The following is a 17,026-nucleotide window of genomic DNA, read 5'->3' as shown; positions in this document are numbered from 1 at the left end:
GCCAGACAAGCGCAGGCTCCAGAATGAGAAAAGCCCGCAGTTACGCGGGCTTGTCTGTATTCTCGGCTACTCGGCGGGACGCGGGATTATTCCCACTCGATCGTGCCCGGTGGCTTCGAGGTCACGTCGTAGACGACGCGGTTGATGCCGCGGACCTCGTTGATGATGCGCGTTGCCGCGCGCCCGAGGAATTCCATGTCGTAGTGGTAGAAGTCGGCGGTCATCCCGTCGACCGAGGTGACGGCGCGCAGCGCGCAGACGAACTCGTAGGTGCGGCCGTCGCCCATGACGCCGACGGTCTGCACCGGCAGCAGCACGGCAAAGGCCTGCCAGATGGCGTCGTAGAGGCCGGCCTTGCGGATCTCGTCGAGATAGATCGCATCCGCTTCGCGGAGAATCTCGAGCTTCTCGCGGGTGATGCCGCCCGGGCAGCGGATGGCAAGGCCCGGACCCGGGAAGGGGTGGCGGCCGATGAAGCTGTCGGGCAGGCCGAGCTCGCGGCCGAGCACCCGGACCTCGTCCTTGAACAGTTCGCGCAGCGGCTCGACGAGCTGCATGTTCATGCGCTCCGGCAGGCCGCCGACATTATGGTGCGACTTGATCGTCACCGACGGGCCGCCGGTGAAGGAAACGCTTTCGATCACGTCGGGATAGAGCGTGCCCTGCGCGAGGAAGTCCGCGCCGCCGAGCTTCTTTGCCTCTTCCTCGAACACTTCGATGAACAGGCGGCCGATGATCTTGCGCTTGGTCTCGGGGTCGCTTTGGCCTTCCAGTTCGCCGATGAAGCGGTCGGACGCGTCGACGTGCAGGAGGTGCAGGTTGTAGTGCTCCTCGAACATGGCGACGACGTTCTTGGCCTCGTCCTTGCGCATCAGGCCGTGGTCGACGAGGATGCAGGTCAGCTGATCGCCGACGGCCTCGTGGATCAGAAGGGCCGCGACAGAGCTGTCGACGCCGCCCGAAAGCGCGCAGATGACCTTCTTGTCGCCAACTTGCTTGCGGATCGCCTCCACCGCCTTGGCGCGGTAGGCCGACATCGACCAGTCGCCCTTGATGCCGGCGATCTTGTGCACGAAGTTGGAAATCAGCTTGGCGCCGTCGGGCGTGTGCACGACTTCCGGGTGGAACTGCACGGCGTAGTACTTGCGCTTCTCGTCGGCGATGAAGGCAAAGGGGGCGTTGGCCGAGGTCGCGACGACCTCGAAGCCTTCGGGGATCGCGGTGACGCGGTCACCGTGCGACATCCAAACCTGGTGGCGCGAGCCGAGGGACCAGAGACCGTCGAACAGCGCGCATTCCTTTTCGACTTCCAGGAAGGCGCGGCCGAATTCACGGTGGTGGCCGCTTTCGACCTTGCCGCCGAGCTGGGCGCAGATGGTCTGCTGGCCATAGCAGATGCCGAAAACCGGCAGACCTGAATCGAAGATCACCGAGGGGGCGCGCGGCGAGCCGATGTCGAGCGTCGAAGCGGGGCTGCCGGAGAGGATCACGGCCTTCGGCTTCAGCCGCTGGAAACCATCTTCCGCCGACTGGAACGGCACGATTTCACAATAGACACCGGATTCGCGCACGCGCCTTGCGATGAGCTGCGTCACCTGGCTGCCGAAGTCGACGATGAGGACGGTGTCGGGATGGGCTGTCTGGGTCATTGGAAGCCTTCAAACAAGCTTGATCATGGCGAGCCTTTAATGAAAGCCCGCCAACAGCGCAACGATTCAATTGCACCCCGACAATTCCGGGGTTTCAGAGCGGGATCAGCGTCTACAGCCGGATCGCGCCGCTCGAAACTGCATTCTCCAACCGGTCGATCACGCCGGTAAGCTTCTCGTCGATGACGTGAAGATATTCCGTCCAGTCGTTGACGTGCTTGAGCTCTGCCTTGCCGTCGGAAATGCCGCGAAGCGCAATCAAGGGAATACCGAAGGACTGGCAGGCGCGAAGCACCGCGAAGGTCTCCATCTCCACCATGTCGGCGTCGATCGTCTCATAGGCCGCGCCCGAGACGATGTTGGCGCCGGTCGAAAGCCGCGCTTCCGGAACGCCGGGGATGCGCAGCGGCAGCGGCACCACGGCCGGCAGGTCGAGAAACGGCGTTGCGCCCTTCTCGAAGCCGAGCGGCGAAGCGTCCATGTCGCGGTAGCCGACCGACACGGCCTGGTAGACCTCCGTCTGTTCGAGCGTGGCGGCGCCGGCCGAGCCGAGCGAGACGACGAGGTCGGGCAGCGCCCGCTCGGCCGCGAGTTCGGCAAGCGTGCGCGTCAAGACGACGGCGGCTTCGACCGGGCCGACGCCGGTCATCAGCGGCTTGATCCGTTGTTTCAGGTGCGGTCCGTATTCGGCGTCCACGGCCATGACGTAGAGAACCCTGCGTCCGGCGACGTCCTTGATCCCAAAACTCATCCTTCGATCCCCTCGCGTCCGCGCACCACCATCATCGTTCCGGTCATCGAGGCGATCAGCTTCGCCGGCCCGTCGGCGCGGATCGCATAGCCACGGCCGTCGGAAACAATGATCGTCGAGCCGGGCTTCGTCACTTCGCCACGAAACAGAAAGCGCTCGCCACGCCCCGGTGACAGCAGATTGACCTTGAACTCGATCGTCAGGATCGAAGCATCCGGGTCGATCACCGAATAGGCCGCATAGGTGCCGGCCGAATCCAGCGCCGCCGAGATCACGCCCGCATGCAGAAAGCCGTGCTGCTGCGTCAGCTTGTCGTCGAAGGGCAGTTCGATCTCGACCGTGCCCTGTTCGACCAGCGTCAGTTCGGCGCCGATCGTGCGCATCGCCGCCTGCCGCGCAAAGCTGTCGCGGATGCGCTTTCGGAAATCGGGAGGATCACGCTCGTCCATCGGCAGGCAAGGTCCTTGTTGGCGGCAGAATTGCCTTGAGGTCGCTGGACACTGGCATGGCCGCCAGGGGACGACAAGTTCAATTCATCAGGAAAATCGAGCCGTTGAGCACGGTCGCGAACGCCACCCAGGCAAGATAGGGCAGGAACAGCAGCGCCGAAAGGCGATCCCGCTGCCAGCTTGCCACCACGAAACCGGCAACCGCAATCAGCAGTGCGATGATCACGATCAGGGCTGACGCGATGTCCTGCATCCCGAAGAACAGCGGCGACCAGAGGAAGTTGAAGATCATCTGCGCCAGCCACAGGCGCATCGCGGCGGTGTGACGAAGGTCGAGAAACATTCGCGCTCCGACTATGCCGATCATCACGTAGAGGATCGACCAGACCGGCGCGAAGATCCAGTCGGGTGGATTAAAGGCCGGTTTCGCCAGCGACTGGTACCAATCGCCGGGGATGTTGTTGGTGCCGATGAGGAGACCGAGGCCGAGAACGGCGGCGATGAAGACTGCATACACGATGGTTCTGTTCATGATCTCGCCAGATAGAACAGACTTTCCGTCTTTCCAGCAGCGCCGCCGTTTTGAAGCCATCATGCCCCACCTATATCAGGTGCCATGAAGACCTTCCGACGCATCGACATCCGGCCGGCCGGCCCGGATGACATCATGATGATCGCCTCCGTTATCGTCGAAACCTGGCGATCGACCTTCCGCGGGCTGATTTCCGACGGCTTCCTCGACGCCATGACCGTCGAGGAACAGGCGCTGCGCCATGCCAGGCGCATGCGCATCGCCGACGTCTTTCATCTGGTCGCGGTCGATGTGAGCACGAACAAGGTGATCGGTTTTGCCAATTATGGAAAAGCCCGCTCGATGCCGCCGCGGTTCGACCGAGAGCTCTATGCGCTCTATGTTCTCGAGGAATTCCAGGGCGCCGGCATCGGCTCGGCGCTGGTGCGCAGCGTCGCCGGTCATTGCCGGGAGCTGGGTGGAAAGTCGCTGTTTGCCTGGGTGCTTTCCAGCAATCCGAACCGGGCGTTTTACGAGCATCTCGGTGCTGTCGCCGTCGGCCAAGGGCAGGTGAGCCTCGGCGGCGAAATTCATGACCAGACAGCCTACCGTTGGAACGACCTGGCGAAACTTGCCGGCGAGGGCCGCCTTTCGGCCTGAGGCCGGCTGCGGGCTTAGGCCAGCCGAACGATGTGCTGATCCCAGGCGACGCGGCTCTGGTAATCCTGGAAGTGGCCGTCATAGGAGGAAACCGCAAAGCCGTGACCGGCTGCAGCCACGCCGGCTGCATCGGCGACGCGCTCTTGCCTCAGCACGGCGCCCGTGCGGGCATCGATGGTCACGGCCACGTTGCCCTTCGGCGATGTCAGTCCAACAAGCCCTTCGTGCCGGTTGATCGCGATCGCGCCGACATAGTTTGCCAGCGCTTCCGTCGTGCGCTCGGGAAGCGACAGGAATTTCAGGTCCTCACCCCTGGAGAAAGAACCGACGAGCGGCGGCAGATCGTTGCGCGCGCCTTCATACTGGCAGGCAAACCAGATCTCGCCCTTCGGGCCGATATCGACATGCCGGGTCGACAGGCGGCTGAGGTCATCGGGCAATCCGTGCTTCTGGACGAGCGCGCCGGTCGCGGTATCGACCAGCGTCAGGCTCGGCTCCATATGGTCGAGATTGAGCTTGGTGCGGCCGAAATCCGGATGGGTCTCGATGCCACCATTGGCAATGGCGAGAAGGCGGCCGTCGGCGGCAAGCGTCATGTCGTGCGGGCCGATGCCGTAGGTTGGGAACTCGCCGATGCGGGTGAACCTGTCGCTGCCGTCATAGACGCCGACCATGCCGCGATTTGAGGCGAAATCATTTTCGGTGGCATAGAGTAACCGGCCGTCCGCCGAAAAGCAGCCGTGGCCGTAGAAATGCCGGCCCTCCACCGCGGCGATCACGATCGGCTCGGCCGTGCCGTCGGTCGCAAGGATCATCGCATAGGTGCCGGGACGGCGGGCAAAGGCGACGGCCCGGCGCGTCACCGGCGAATAGGCCATGCCGTGGGCCCGGGCCGGCAGCGCCGCGCGGTCGATGATCTCGCCCGCTTCCGTCAGTGTCGCAACGCCATAGCTGCCGTCCGGCGCCATGAAGGCCGAGGCGAAGACCGCATCCGCCCTCGTAAGGGCGAAAGCGCGATCAGGCGCAAGGCTCGCCACCCAGGCCACACCCGCCATCTTCAGGAAACTGCGCCGGTCGATCAGGTCTGTCGCGGCCCGCATGACATGGCCTCCAGCCACAAGATTAATCGCGAAACGGCGGCCCTTGCGCCGCCGTTTCGGCTTGCCGATCGAGCGCTCAGAGCCAGCCCCGCCGCTTGAAGTAGAAATAGGGCACGATCGCCGACATCACCATCAGCATCAGTGCCGCGGGGTAGCCGAACTGCCATTGCAGTTCCGGCATCACCTCGAAGTTCATGCCGTAGATCGAAGCGACCAGCGTCGGCGGCAGGAAGACGACGGCGGCGACCGAGAAGATCTTGATGATCTGGTTCTGCTCGAGATTGATGAGGCCGAGCGTCGCGTCGAGCAGGAAGTTGATCTTGTTCGACAGGAACAGCGCGTGGTCGCCGAGCGAGGTCGCGTCCCGCTGGATCAGCTTGATCCGCTGCCGGCTTTCCTTGGCCGCCTTGCGTGGTCCCATGCCCTCGAGTGCCACGTGATAGGCGACGAGCCGGCCGATGCTGACCAGGCTTTCCCGGATGACCGTCAGGAGGTCGCCCTTCTGGCCGATCTGCTCGATCAGCGACTGCAGGTCGCGCGTCTTCTTGGTGGCGCTGGCATTGGTCTTGCGGAATACGTCCCGCGAAATTCCGTCGACCTCGCTGCCGGCGCGCTCCAGCGCATCCGCCGTGCGGTCGATGATCGCTTCAAGCAAGCCCAGCATCACCAGTTCGCCGCTTTCGCAGATCTGGCCGTTGGCCTTCTGGATGCGGTGGGAGAAGGTCTGGAACGGCTTGGGATCGGCATGGCGCACGGTGACCAGCGTCGTGCCCTTCAGGATGAAGGTCACCGGCACCTTGACCGGGTAATCGCTGTCGAGCTTGGCGGCGGCCGTCATCGTCATGAATTCGGCACCGTCCTCCTGGTAGAGGCGGTCGGAGAGCTCGATCTCCTGCATCTCGTCCCGGGTCGGGATCTCGATGCCGAGCTGGCCCTCGACCAGGCGCGTTTCCTCAGGCGACGGATTGAGAAGGTCGTACCAGATGGCAGGGGTCGGCAGGGCGATGCCATCGAGCATGTCGACAAGCACGAGGTGGCTGTTCTGGCTTTTGAAAATGCGCAGCATATTGGGCTCCATAGGGCGAGTCATCCGACCGCCTGAAGCCCTGATCAATCAGGACCGGACGGCCGTGAGCGTGAAGGCTCGACTTCGACTGTCGGGGTTCATTGTGAGTTGGTCCTTGTGGTGAAACGTGCCCGCGAGAGCGGACACGGGAAGCGCTTTGCGCCCAAAAGCCGGAATTGTCAACACCCGGTCGAGCAGCCGGATTTCTCAGTCGCCGTCGGCGAAGGAGAAGCCGGCACCAAGCCCGATCGCGCCGCCGAAGTCCTTGTTCAGGCGGTCGAGCAGATCGTTGGTGTTGAGCGAGAGGAAGGCGAGTTTGGCGCGCTTGTCTTCATCGGCAAGCGCCGCATCGATCGGCCCGTCGATATTGCCGGCCATGCCGATCACGGACTTGAACACGAAGTCGGCGGAGCCTGCGACCGAGCGGCTGTCCTCCGGCAAGAGGCTCTGCATGTCGGCAACGTCGAACAGGGCCTTCAGGCCGCGGACGTTCCCCGCGATCGACGCCATCGTGTTGCCGGACCGCCAGTAGATCGCAAGCTTCGGACGACCCTTGTCGTCCTTGCCCTCATAGAACGGCTTCAGCCGCTGGTCCTTCACCGTCTCGACGCCGTGGACCAGAATGCCCAGCAGTTCGGTCGCCGCCTCGCGGCTGTCGCGGAACTCCGGATTGTCGGGGCCTGGATGTTTCCAGGCGGCCTGAACGCCATCGGGCTTCTGCCATGCGGCCAGGAACTCGTTGGCGATGGTGTCGAGGTTCCTGGTGATCGCCAGGCCGTAGCGGCAGCGGAAATCGCCCTCCTTGCTCAGAAGCGTGTCTGAGCCTGTGCCGTAGAGCACATATTCGAGCGCGCCCAGCCCTTGGGCGGCGACGCTCTTGCCCTTGAGCCTGGCCTCGTCCGTTGCGCTTTCGTCCTTTTTCGAGATGATCGCCTGCACCTGCTTCAGCCCGGTGCTTTTGCGGTCCGGATAGAAGAGGAAGCGTTCGAAGCGGTTCTGTTCGAGCGCCGGACCAAGCCTGACGATCTCGATCGTCGACCAGGCGCCGACCAGATCGGAAAACGCGCCTTGGGCGGTCTCGAGCGCCGGCTGCGATGGCGCCGCGCAGAGCTTGGCCGTCGCGGCGCTCGCAGCCGCGGCTTTCTCAGTCAGGTTGCGGTAGCCGGGGATGATGAAGGCGTCGACGGCCTTGGCCATCACCGCGGGAACGGCCGCCTCGTTGACGACGCGCGGCGAGAGCGCGCTTCCTTCCTGCGCCGCGGCGGGGAGGGCGACGGTGCTCAGGGCGAGCGCGAGGGCAAGTTTGCGTATGTGAGGCATCACAAGGACTCCAGGAAGGCAAGGAGATCGCGGCGATCGCTTGCGGCAAGGGCGGCAAAGGCGTCGCGGGCCTTCTGCCCCTCGCCGCCGTGCCAGAGGATCGCTTCGGTGAAATTGCGGGCGCGTCCGTCGTGCAGCAGGAAAGTGTGCCCGCTGACGGTCTTCGTCAAGCCGATGCCCCAGAGTGGCGGCGTGCGCCACTCGCGGCCGGTCGCGACACCCACCTGCTGTCCGTCGGCCAGGCCTTCGCCCATGTCGTGCAGCAGGAAATCGGAATAGGGCCAGATGAGCTGGAAGGACTGCGCCTTGTTGGCCGCATCCCGGCGCGTGACGAATTTCGGCGTGTGGCAACTGATGCAGCCGAGGTCGTAGAAGACCTTCTTGCCGCGCAGCGTTTCGGCAAAGCTCGCCTTGCGCCGCGCCGGCACGGCCAGGTTTTCCGAATAGAAGGTGACGAGGTCGAGCACCGGATCGGGGGCCTCGGTCGGCCCGAGACGCGCCTGCACGCCGGTCGCCATGGTCAGGCACTTCGCCTGCGCCTTGGTGCAATCACCATGCGGCCGGTCCGCGTCGGGAGAAGAGATGCCGATATCGGTGGCGAAGGCGTCGGCGCTTTGTTGCCGCACGGTGGCGTTCTGCGCCTTCCAGCCGAAGCGCCCGAGCATGAGCTTGCCGGTCCTGGCGTCGCGCGTCAGCGCCGGCCGTCCGCTGATGCCGTCGCCATCCGCATCGTCGGGGTCGGCAAGGGCGAGGATATCCGCCTCGTGGATCGCCTCGATCAGGCCAAGCCCGATCATCGGCTGCGCCACACGCGGCGAGAGCGTGGTTTCCGGATCGAGCGGTCCATAGGCGAGATCGCCCACCGAATAGCTTGGCCGGCGCAGCGATGCCGTCTCGCCATCGGGGAAGGCGAAGGGCTCTTCGGCGTAGCTGACCTTGAGATGCCCTTCGGCGGCTAGGCCGGGCACGGCGCTATCCTGGAGTTGGGCGCCATAGACGGGATCCGGAAAGTTGCCGACCTTATGCGCCTCGATCAACCGGCGCTCGGCGTCGTCGCGCGGCGGGCGCGCCAGGCGGAAGAACATCGAGGTCGTGTCGACGGCACCCTCGGGCGGACGGCCGCGCCCGTCTTTCAGGTGACAGCTCTGGCAGGCGCGGGCGTTATAGAGCGGGCCGAGGCCGTCCGAGGCCTGGGTGGAAGAGGGGGAGGAAACCCAGAGCTTGCGAAACAGCGCATTGCCGAGTTTGAAACCTTCCTCTTCCTGGAAGGTGAGATTGGCCGAGAATTGCGAAAAACTGTCGGCATTGACGGGCGCGATCGAGGTCGCGGCGCCACCGGACATGGCTTCGAAGGTTTCCGCCTTGGAAAAGTCCGTCGTCGGCCGCGTCACCGCCTCGACGCGATCGCGGTCAGCGTTGCTGAGATCAGTGCGTTTGGTCGGGAGATCGTCGCCGGCAGCGGCGGGCAGGGCCGTCAAGAGCGCCTGAGCGAGAAGCAGCGCGATAAGGCGGGGTGCGCCAGGTTTCATCAGTTGAGGATCGGGCCGCACCGGTTGGGAGCGGCCCGCCTTTTCAGCTTATTGGAAGACGGCGTTAGGATTATCCAGGCTGTCGGAACCTTCAAGCTCGACGGTGCCGAGATCCAGCGACGCAATGACGCGCTGGACGGTCTTTGCCTGGGCGATCAGGCCGTCGATCGTCGCCTGAACGGTGGCGTTGCCCTCGGCATTGCCTTCGCCGATCATCTGGTCGTAGGCCTCGGTGGTTTCCGCGCGCTTGGCCATCGCCTGCATCTTCTCGACCGTGGTCGAAAGGTTGCCGGTCATCTCCTTGTCGAGCGCGGCGTCCTTGGCAGCAACCAGTTCGGAGAGCGACGGGCCGGTCATCTTGGTGCCGTCGGCGCGGGTGTATTCGCCCGTATAGGCCGACTGGATGCCGATTGCGTCGTGCAGATGCGAGTTGTGCGTATTGTCGGAGAAGCAATCATGCTCTTCTTCCGGATCGTGCAGCAGCAGGCCGAGCTTCATACGTTCGCCGGCAAGCTCACCGTAGGAGAGCGAGCCCATGCCGGTGAGGATGGCGACGAGGCCAGCCTTCGGATCGGCCTCGACGGCCTTGGTGGCAGCACCGTCTGCCGTCCAGTTGCCGACCATTTCCTTGAGGTCGGAAACCAGAAGCTCGGAAGCGGCCTTCAGATAGGCGGCGCGGCGATCGCAATTGCCGCCGGTGCAGGCCTTGGCGTCGTAATCGGTGTAGGGACGGTTGCCAGCACCCGCCTTGGTGCCGTTCAGGTCCTGGCCCCAGAGCAGGAATTCGATCGCATGGTAACCGGTCGCGACGTTCGCCTCGATGCCGCCGGCTTCCTGCAGCGTTCCCGCCAGGAGTTCCGGAGTGATGTTGGAAGCGTCAACGTCCTTGCCGTCGATCTTGATCGTCTTGTTGGCAATCACGTTGGCGGTGAAGAGGGCGTTTTCGTCGCTCTCGCTGCCATAGCTCGGGTCGACATAGTCGATCAGGCCTTCGTCGAGCGGCCAGGCGTTGACCTTGCCTTCCCACTCGTCGACGATCGCGTTGCCGAAGCGGTAGACTTCGGTTTCCTGATAGGGGTTGCGGGCCTTGAGCCACGCCTCGCGCGCAGCCTTCAGGGTTTCCTCGCTCGGCGTGGCGATCAGCGCATCGACCGCCTTGTCGAGCGCTTCCGCCGTCGTCAGCGCATCTTCGAACTTGGCGTGGGCGACAGCGGCGTAGTGCTTCACCACGGCGGCGGCATCGGTTGCGGCATGGGCCGGCTGCAGGGCGAGCGCCGACGTCGCCGTCATCAGCGCCAGTGCAGCGCCGCGGAAGAATTTCTTGGTCATGACCCTCTCCTGTTGCTCCTTCGGCGCAGCCGAGCGAGTCCGCAAATGCGGCGTCGTTCAGGCGTTGGGGCCACACGAAGAGGCCCGGCCGGGCCTGCCTCTCATGAACCAAAAGCAAACTTGTGTCAAAGTGTATAGTTTAGAACGTTTTCAATCTGATGCGCGTGTTTTGACAGTTGTCAAAAGGCGTCAACCCTTGCGTTGCATCAGGCAGAAGAAGAAGCCGTCCGTGCCGGTGGAAGCCGGCGTCAGCGTCACCGTCTTCATGTCCGCCGACCAGGGCTGCGGCTTGTCGGTGCCGAAGAGCGTCGCCCAGATATCGGCGGCCGACAGGATCTCGAATTCCGGGTTGTCCTCGCAGAAGCCGTAGACCTGCGCCTCGTTCTCCTCAGGCAGTACCGAGCAGGTGACGTAGATCAGGTGGCCGCCGGGACGGACGAACTGGGCAGCGCTTGCCAGCGCTTCTTCCTGCTGGGAGATGCGCTCCTCGAGGTTCTTCTGGTTGAGCCGCCACTTGGTGTCGGGCCGCCGGCGCCAGGTGCCGGTGCCGGTGCAGGGCGCATCGACCAGCACGCGGTCGAAACGGCCGGCAAGCGGCGCGAGGCTGTCGGTCGATTCATGCACCTGGACATTGCGGGTGCCGGCGCGCTTCAGCCGCTCGATGATCGGGGCAAGGCGCTTGCGGTCGGTGTCGTAGGCGTGCACCTGGCCCTTGTTGTTCATCGCCGCCGACATGGCGAGCGTCTTGCCGCCGCCGCCGGCGCAATAGTCGAGCACCTGCTCGCCTTCCTGCGGATAGGCGAGATCGGCGACGATCTGCGAGCCCTCGTCCTGAACCTCGAACCAGCCCTTCTGGAAGGAAAGCTCGGCCGTCACGTTCGGCAGGCGCGAGGCGCCTTCGCCGGCCGGAATGCGGATGCCGTTGCGGGCGATGGTCGCCGGCTCGGCGCCGCTGCGCTCCAGCGCCTTCAGCACCTTGGCGCGCGACGCCTTCAGCGTGTTGGCGCGCAGGTCGAGCGTCGGTCGGCCGGCAAGCGCCTTGGCCTCGTCGAGCCAGTCGTCGGAAAAGTTCTCCTCGAAGGAGGCCTGGACCCATTCGGGGATATCGCCCTGCACATGGGCCGGCGCGTCTTCGAGACGACGTGAGGTGAAGGCTTGAAGCTGTTCGGCGGGTGCTTCCGGCGCGAACTTGTCGCCATCGAGCTCGGCGGCTAGCGCCTCGGGCGAAAAGCCCCATTGCCGGTACATGACGGCATGGCCGAGTGCTGCGGCGCTGTCGCTGTCCATCAGGTAGGCGTGCGAGAGTTTCATGCGAAGGGCGTCGTAGACGATGTTGCCGATCGCGGAGCGGTCGCCGGATCCGGCGAAGCGGTGGGAAAGCCCCCAATCCTTGAGCGCGTCGGCGACCGGGCGCTTCCGCTTTTCGATATCCTCAAGAACCTCAATGGCTCCAGCGAGCCTGCCGCCCAAACGCATCTTCGATCAACTCCTTTTTCGCCGTGGTAGCGGCGATGGCATCGAAGAGCAAGACGGTGGAGAACAATAACCGCCAGGAACGGTCTTTACGCAAGTAGATCCACCCGACGACAGGCCGGGCAGCAGTATTTCAAGTTCAGGAATTGACGACGCGATAACAGATGCTGGCGTGGCCGGAGCGGATCATGCCGATCTGCGAGGCTGCAGCCTTGGAGAGATCGATCACGCGGCCACGAATGAACGGCCCACGGTCGTTGATGCGAACGACCACGGTCTTGCCGTTGCGCTTGTTGGTGACCTGCACCTTGGTGCCGAACTTCAGGCTGCGGTGGGCGGCCGTCAGGTGAGCGGCGTTCATGCGCTCGCCGGAGGCGGTCTTGGAGCTCAGCGCATACCAGGATGCGCCGCCGCAGCCAGCACCGGCGGCATGGCTGTCGGAAACCGAAACGAGACCGATCGCGGTCGTGAACAGCGCTGCCGCGGCAGCAGTCTTGATCTTCGCTGGCGTCAAACTGGCGATCCCCTCGGTCAAAACACTTGGTTAAAAACTTCTGGGAACCGCTAATTGGGGCGAAAAATGGCAAAAACGTGCTTCAACCATTTACGATCTATTAGGATTTATTAAAAAATGACGAAAATTTAAAAACGAAGATTGTTTGAATTAGTTTAAACAGGTCTCGGAAGTTCTTTGGAATCAGCGGTTGAACGCTCGCCGCTTTCCGCACGCGGGCCGAGCTCGGTGGTAAACGAAAAATTTCATTAAAAATTTCGAATTGGACGAATCTTCCGGATTCTCGATGGTCGAAAATTCGTTACTAGCGCACAGGTTGTATGAAATTCGCCAAGTATCGAACGAATATCCAAAGAATGTCACAATTGCGATGGACAGGCCCTGGCCATTACTGACGGACTGACTATCGGCGTTCTGTAAGCACTACGGGTTATGCTATCTGGTGCGTGCCGTGTTGCATTTCATTGTCCGCGCCACGCGCCGGACTGCCAGAGCTGTGCAAGCGAGACGCGATAATCGGGATAGGCAAACTCAAAGCCTGCGGCACGGATGCGGGCATTCGAAACCCGCTTGTTCTCGCCATAGAAGGTGCGGGCCATGGGCGAGAGTTCCGCCTGCTCGAACGGAGTCTCCGGTGGCGGCTCGACGCCCATCAGCCTTGCTGCTTCCGTCACCACGTCCTGCGGCGGTGCCGGCTCGTTGTCGGTGATGTTGAAGACGCCCGAAGTGCCGTTGTCGGCAAGGAACAGAGCGGAAGCGCCGATATCCTCGACACGGATGCGGTTGAACACCTGGCCCGGCTTGATCAGGCGCCTGGCGGTGCCGTTTGCAAGATTGCAGAACGCGTTGCGCCCCGGTCCGTAGATGCCGGCAAGCCGGAGCACGGCGACCGGAATATCCTGCTTCGCGCCGAAGGCGATCCAGGCGTCCTCCGCTTCCACCCGCTCGACCGAGCGGGCGGAAACCGGCTTGCGCAGCATGTCCTCGGTGACCCATGCGCCGCCGTGATCGCCATAGACGCCGACCGTCGAGAGGTAGCCGATCCATTTGAGGTTCGGCGCGAGTTGAGCGAGGTCCGGGCTGGAAGCGCGGAACATGGGGTCGCCGTCGCGGCCGGGCGCGATCGACTGGATCAGGTGGGTGGCCTGGCCAAGGGCGACACCCAGTTCGTCGGAGACCGATTCGCCGTCGAAGAGGAGCGGGCGGATCCCTGCCTTTTCGAGCCTTGCCGCCTTCTCCTCGGTGCGGGTGGTGCCGACGACACTTTTCGCTGTCGGCGCCATGGCCCGTGCGATTGCCGTGCCGGAGTAGCCGGCGCCAAGGATCAGGACATGCATCGGCTCACTCCCGCGATCTGCCATTCGTTGAGGACGTCTTCGTCGGTCTCTGGCTCGCATTGTTCGGCAATTTGCGCAAGCGCTGCCGGCGCGACCAATCGTGACAGGGCCCAGACCGCCATCGCCCGCACCACGGCGGAACTGTCGGCCAGCCGTGCGCGGACCGACGGCACCAGCGCTGCATCGCCGGAGTTGCCCGCCGCGATCAGGACGTTTCTGACAAAGCGGTCGCGGCCGATGCGCTTGACCGGCGAGCCCGAAAACAGGCTGCGAAAGGCGGGATCGTCGAGATCGAGCAGGGCCCGGAGGGACGGCGCCGTCAGGTCCTCGCGCGCCTTCAGCTTCATTTCGGAGGCCGCCTGCGCGAACTTGTTCCAGGGGCAAGCGGCAAGGCAGTCGTCGCAGCCATAGATGCGGTTGCCCATCAGCGGCCTGAATTCCCTGTCGATCGGGCCCTTGTGCTCGATCGTCAGGTAGGAAATGCAGCGCCGCGCGTCGATCCGGTAGGGGGCAGGGAATGCGTCGGTGGGACAGGCATCGAGGCAGGCCCGGCAGGAGCCGCAATGGTCGCGCTCGGCCTCGTCGATGGTGAGGTCCGCCGTGGTGAACAGGCTGCCGAGAAACAGCCACGAACCGAACTCGCGGCTGACGAGATTGGTGTGCTTGCCCTGCCAGCCGAGGCCGGCCTTCTCGGCGAGCGGCTTTTCCATCACCGGGGCCGTATCGACGAAAACCTTGACGTCCTCGCCGGCGCGGGCGGCAAAGCGGGTCGCGACTTCCTTGAGCTTGCCCTTGATGATGTCGTGATAGTCGCGGTTCTGGGCATAGACGGAAATCGCGCCGCGGTCGGCCTGTTCCAGGATCCCGCGCGGGTCGTCTTCCGGTCCGTAGTTCATCGCGAACATGACGACGGAGCGCACCTCGCTCCAGAGCGTGCGCGGGTCGGAACGGCGCTCGGCTGTCTCTTCGAGCCAGTCCATCGTGCCGTGGAAGCCCTCGTCGAGAAAGTCCCGGAGCCGGGCTGGTGCTTGCGGAATGGCGTCGGGCCGGGTGATGCGACAGAGATCGAAGCCCTTGTCGGCCGCCTCGGCCTTCAGGAACGCCGTCAGCTTCTGCCGCCGCCGTTCCTCGCTGTCTGCCTTGGCATCGATGCCGGGCACGGTTTTCGCCTCAGAAGTCGAGATCCGCATAGTGCGGAACGGGGGTCACGCCGCGCACGCGCTCGGCAAGCAGCGGTCGGAAGGAGGGGCGGGACTTCAGCCGCTGGTACCACTCCTTGGCGGTCGGGGCGTCCGACCAGTCGATCTCGCCGAGATAGTCGAGCACCGACACCGTCGCCGCGGCGGCGAGATCGGCATAGGAAATCCGGTCGCCGGCAAGCCAGGTGCGCGAACCGGCAAGCCAGGAGAGATACTTCATGTGCTGGCGGATATTGGCGCGCGAGGTCCGCAGGACCTTGCTGTCGGGTGCGCCGCCGCCCTGGTCCGGCGTCATCTGCAGCTTGAAGATCCGCTCGCGCACCAGCGGCCGCGTCACATCGGCTTCCATCTTCTGCAGGAACCATTCGACCAGCCGGCGGATTTCGGCGCGCTGGAACGGATCCTCGGCCAGAAGCCGGCGATCCCGCTTCATGATGCCGTTCGTCTCGTCGAGATATTCCGAGATGATCGTGGCCCCACAGAGCGCCCTCATACTATCGTCAACATACACCGGTAGCGTTCCGGCCGGGTTCAAAGCCAGGAAGTCGCGCCGGTTCTCCCAGGGCTGCTCGTCCGTCAATTCCGTCTGGTAGCCGTATTCCGAAAGGATCAGGCGAACGAAGCGTGAAGCGGCGGACATGGGGTGGTGATACAGTGTCGGCATCGATGATCTGGCTTCTCAGGGCTTTGCTGGGGGCGTCAGCGTGGCGGCGCAAGCGTCTGGCCACTGCTCATGTGTTAGAGCTATAGAAATTTGTGGTGGCAAACACAAGCGAATCAGCCTTTTCCTCCCACTCCAAATCTTGTCAGGAAAATCTCATATATGGCGGATCAATCGATCATCAGCGCGCTTGTCCTCGGTCTGATCGAGGGCCTGACGGAGTTTATCCCCGTCTCGTCGACGGCGCACGTTCTCCTCGCCGGCCACTTCCTCGGCTTCAAATCGCCGGGCAACACCTTCGCCGTGCTTATCCAGCTGGGCGCCATTCTGGCGATCCTGCTCGTCTATTTCCAGAAGCTTCTGTCGATTGCGCTGGCGCTGCCGACAAGCATCAAGGCGCGCCGCTTCGTGCTCTCCGTCTTGATCGCCTTCCTGCCGGCGGCGGTCATCGGTGCCATCGCCCATGATTTCATCAAGACGGTGCTGTTTGAAACGCCTGTCCTGATCTGCGTCGTGCTGATCGTCGGCGGGGTCATCCTCTATGCGATCGACCACCTGCCGCTGAAGCCGCGCTATACGGACGTGATGGACTATCCGCCGTCGCTGGCGCTGAAGATCGGCCTGTTCCAGTGCCTGGCGATGATCCCCGGCACGTCCCGTTCCGGCGCGACGATCGCCGGCGCGCTGCTGATGGGAACCGACAAGCGCTCGGCCGCCGAATTTTCCTTCTTCCTGGCCATGCCGACCATGGTCGGCGCCTTTACGCTGGACCTCTACAAGAACCGCGACGCGCTGTCCTTCGACGATTTCACCCTGGTTGCCGTCGGTTTCATCGCCGCCTTCGTCGCCGGCATCTTCGTCGTGCGCTCGCTGCTCGACTTCGTCTCGCGCCGCGGTTTCACGCCGTTTGCCATCTGGCGCATCATCGTCGGTACGGCCGGCCTGATCGGGCTGTGGCTGCTCGGCTGAGCAGGGACCGACGATCTCGAACGAAAAAAGGCGCGTTCCGGACGCGCCTTTTTCTTTGACCGCAAGCCGGTCCCCAAAAAACAAAGCCGCGTGCATTTCAAGGTGAAACGCACGCGGCTGCTGGCCCCCGCCAATAACTTTTGATGCCTCGTCGAGGCGCCGGCCTTAGTTGCCGGAAAGATCGATCGATGCCGTCGTGCACGGATCGACGCCGTAGGCCGGCGCACAGCCCTTGCCGCTGCTCGCGACCGTGTTCGGCGCGATGAATGAGCCAGCCAGAATGATCAGTGCCGCACACGCAAAAAAGATTGCGATCGACTTGCCCATGGACGCTATGCCTTTCGAGATTGCTGCTGCCGCCCGCCATCATGCCTTGGGATCGAGGGCGCGAGGCGGTGTTTAGTGGGTGGATATGACATGATCAATATCAGGACATGTTGAATTTGCGGTAAATGCCAATCGCTTTTGCAACTGCGGCAGAACTGCAACGCTGTTACCGCGATACAACA

At 63.6% G+C, this 17,026-nt stretch carries 17 protein-coding genes; 2 read left to right on the top strand and 15 right to left on the bottom strand.

Annotated elements, in window-relative coordinates:
- Window positions 1-86: 86 nt before the first annotated feature.
- The 4 genes from guaA to XB14_RS16740 form a co-directional block, all read right to left on the bottom strand.
- Window positions 87-1,649 carry a glutamine-hydrolyzing GMP synthase gene (gene guaA / locus XB14_RS16755; RefSeq protein WP_077962697.1) on the bottom strand — a complete coding sequence of 521 codons (1,563 nt, stop codon included), beginning with the start codon at window positions 1,647-1,649 and terminating at the stop codon, window positions 87-89.
- Between the two features lie 112 nt (window positions 1,650-1,761).
- Entirely contained in the window at window positions 1,762-2,400 is a 639-nt protein-coding gene (locus XB14_RS16750) for a 5'-methylthioadenosine/S-adenosylhomocysteine nucleosidase (RefSeq protein ID WP_077962696.1), read from the bottom strand.
- Window positions 2,397-2,849: a PaaI family thioesterase gene (locus XB14_RS16745; protein WP_077962695.1), complete on the bottom strand. Its 453-nt coding sequence runs from the start codon at window positions 2,847-2,849 to the stop codon at window positions 2,397-2,399. Before XB14_RS16745 ends, XB14_RS16750 begins: the two co-directional genes overlap by 4 nt.
- A 79-nt stretch (window positions 2,850-2,928) precedes the next feature.
- A complete protein-coding gene (locus XB14_RS16740; RefSeq protein ID WP_077962694.1) occupies window positions 2,929-3,381 on the bottom strand; it encodes a TspO/MBR family protein in 453 nt (150 codons plus the stop codon).
- Between the two features lie 84 nt (window positions 3,382-3,465).
- On the opposite strand from XB14_RS16740, the gene XB14_RS16735 reads away from it, so the two are divergent.
- Window positions 3,466-4,020, top strand: coding sequence for a GNAT family N-acetyltransferase (locus tag XB14_RS16735; protein ID WP_077962693.1), 555 nt, complete (start codon window positions 3,466-3,468; stop codon window positions 4,018-4,020).
- A 14-nt stretch (window positions 4,021-4,034) separates the two neighbouring features.
- Here XB14_RS16735 and XB14_RS16730 read toward each other — a convergent pair whose 3' ends face one another.
- The 10 genes from XB14_RS16730 to XB14_RS16685 form a co-directional block, all read right to left on the bottom strand.
- Window positions 4,035-5,120, bottom strand: coding sequence for a DUF1513 domain-containing protein (locus tag XB14_RS16730; RefSeq protein WP_077962692.1), 1,086 nt, complete (start codon window positions 5,118-5,120; stop codon window positions 4,035-4,037).
- 76 nt (window positions 5,121-5,196) lie between these two features.
- The gene (locus XB14_RS16725) at window positions 5,197-6,186 is read right to left on the bottom strand and encodes a magnesium transporter CorA family protein (RefSeq protein WP_077962957.1); all 990 of its coding nucleotides are present in this window, start codon (window positions 6,184-6,186) and stop codon (window positions 5,197-5,199) included.
- 207 nt (window positions 6,187-6,393) lie between these two features.
- A complete protein-coding gene (locus XB14_RS16720; RefSeq protein ID WP_077962691.1) occupies window positions 6,394-7,506 on the bottom strand; it encodes an imelysin family protein in 1,113 nt (370 codons plus the stop codon).
- Complete coding sequence (locus XB14_RS16715) at window positions 7,506-9,035, bottom strand: di-heme oxidoredictase family protein (protein ID WP_077962690.1); 1,530 nt, start codon at window positions 9,033-9,035, stop codon at window positions 7,506-7,508. Before XB14_RS16715 ends, XB14_RS16720 begins: the two co-directional genes overlap by 1 nt.
- Before the next feature lie 48 nt (window positions 9,036-9,083).
- Entirely contained in the window at window positions 9,084-10,364 is a 1,281-nt protein-coding gene (locus tag XB14_RS16710; protein ID WP_077962689.1) for an imelysin family protein, read from the bottom strand.
- Between the two features lie 189 nt (window positions 10,365-10,553).
- A complete protein-coding gene (locus XB14_RS16705) occupies window positions 10,554-11,840 on the bottom strand; it encodes an RsmB/NOP family class I SAM-dependent RNA methyltransferase (RefSeq protein WP_077962688.1) in 1,287 nt (428 codons plus the stop codon).
- Between the two features lie 136 nt (window positions 11,841-11,976).
- Window positions 11,977-12,351: a septal ring lytic transglycosylase RlpA family protein gene (locus XB14_RS16700; RefSeq protein ID WP_077962687.1), complete on the bottom strand. Its 375-nt coding sequence runs from the start codon at window positions 12,349-12,351 to the stop codon at window positions 11,977-11,979.
- A gap of 461 nt (window positions 12,352-12,812) precedes the next feature.
- Complete coding sequence (locus XB14_RS16695) at window positions 12,813-13,688, bottom strand: SDR family oxidoreductase (RefSeq protein ID WP_077962686.1); 876 nt, start codon at window positions 13,686-13,688, stop codon at window positions 12,813-12,815.
- Window positions 13,676-14,878 (bottom strand): tRNA epoxyqueuosine(34) reductase QueG, encoded by a 1,203-nt coding sequence (queG, locus tag XB14_RS16690; protein ID WP_077962685.1) that lies wholly within the window; start codon window positions 14,876-14,878, stop codon window positions 13,676-13,678. Before queG ends, XB14_RS16695 begins: the two co-directional genes overlap by 13 nt.
- Complete coding sequence (locus XB14_RS16685) at window positions 14,859-15,551, bottom strand: glutathione S-transferase family protein (RefSeq protein ID WP_077962684.1); 693 nt, start codon at window positions 15,549-15,551, stop codon at window positions 14,859-14,861. The genes queG and XB14_RS16685 overlap by 20 nt, the downstream gene beginning before the upstream one ends.
- A 159-nt stretch (window positions 15,552-15,710) precedes the next feature.
- Between XB14_RS16685 and XB14_RS16680 the strand changes: the two genes are divergently transcribed.
- Window positions 15,711-16,517 (top strand): undecaprenyl-diphosphate phosphatase, encoded by an 807-nt coding sequence (locus XB14_RS16680; RefSeq protein ID WP_077962683.1) that lies wholly within the window; start codon window positions 15,711-15,713, stop codon window positions 16,515-16,517.
- Between the two features lie 165 nt (window positions 16,518-16,682).
- Here the strand turns inward: XB14_RS16680 and XB14_RS32695 are convergent, their stop codons facing one another.
- The gene (locus tag XB14_RS32695) at window positions 16,683-16,844 is read right to left on the bottom strand and encodes a hypothetical protein (RefSeq protein ID WP_113132000.1); all 162 of its coding nucleotides are present in this window, start codon (window positions 16,842-16,844) and stop codon (window positions 16,683-16,685) included.
- Window positions 16,845-17,026 lie beyond the last annotated feature (182 nt).

Origin of the sequence: Ensifer adhaerens (assembly GCF_002007205.1) — a bacterium.
Lineage (GTDB): Bacteria > Pseudomonadota > Alphaproteobacteria > Rhizobiales > Rhizobiaceae > Ensifer > Ensifer adhaerens_D.
Note: the sequence above shows the minus strand (reverse complement) of the source record. Positions and strands in the feature narration are given on the sequence as shown.

Coding starts and splice junctions, on each gene's coding strand:
- guaA (WP_077962697.1), bottom strand. CDS start 1,649: ATGACCCAGACAGCCCATCCCGACACCGTCCTCATCGTCGACTTCGGC.
- XB14_RS16750 (WP_077962696.1), bottom strand. CDS start 2,400: ATGAGTTTTGGGATCAAGGACGTCGCCGGACGCAGGGTTCTCTACGTC.
- XB14_RS16745 (WP_077962695.1), bottom strand. CDS start 2,849: ATGGACGAGCGTGATCCTCCCGATTTCCGAAAGCGCATCCGCGACAGC.
- XB14_RS16740 (WP_077962694.1), bottom strand. CDS start 3,381: ATGAACAGAACCATCGTGTATGCAGTCTTCATCGCCGCCGTTCTCGGC.
- XB14_RS16735 (WP_077962693.1), top strand. CDS start 3,466: ATGAAGACCTTCCGACGCATCGACATCCGGCCGGCCGGCCCGGATGAC.
- XB14_RS16730 (WP_077962692.1), bottom strand. CDS start 5,120: ATGCGGGCCGCGACAGACCTGATCGACCGGCGCAGTTTCCTGAAGATG.
- XB14_RS16725 (WP_077962957.1), bottom strand. CDS start 6,186: ATGCTGCGCATTTTCAAAAGCCAGAACAGCCACCTCGTGCTTGTCGAC.
- XB14_RS16720 (WP_077962691.1), bottom strand. CDS start 7,506: ATGCCTCACATACGCAAACTTGCCCTCGCGCTCGCCCTGAGCACCGTC.
- XB14_RS16715 (WP_077962690.1), bottom strand. CDS start 9,035: ATGAAACCTGGCGCACCCCGCCTTATCGCGCTGCTTCTCGCTCAGGCG.
- XB14_RS16710 (WP_077962689.1), bottom strand. CDS start 10,364: ATGACCAAGAAATTCTTCCGCGGCGCTGCACTGGCGCTGATGACGGCG.
- XB14_RS16705 (WP_077962688.1), bottom strand. CDS start 11,840: ATGCGTTTGGGCGGCAGGCTCGCTGGAGCCATTGAGGTTCTTGAGGAT.
- XB14_RS16695 (WP_077962686.1), bottom strand. CDS start 13,688: ATGCATGTCCTGATCCTTGGCGCCGGCTACTCCGGCACGGCAATCGCA.
- queG (WP_077962685.1), bottom strand. CDS start 14,878: ATGCGGATCTCGACTTCTGAGGCGAAAACCGTGCCCGGCATCGATGCC.
- XB14_RS16685 (WP_077962684.1), bottom strand. CDS start 15,551: ATGCCGACACTGTATCACCACCCCATGTCCGCCGCTTCACGCTTCGTT.
- XB14_RS16680 (WP_077962683.1), top strand. CDS start 15,711: ATGGCGGATCAATCGATCATCAGCGCGCTTGTCCTCGGTCTGATCGAG.
- XB14_RS32695 (WP_113132000.1), bottom strand. CDS start 16,844: ATGGGCAAGTCGATCGCAATCTTTTTTGCGTGTGCGGCACTGATCATT.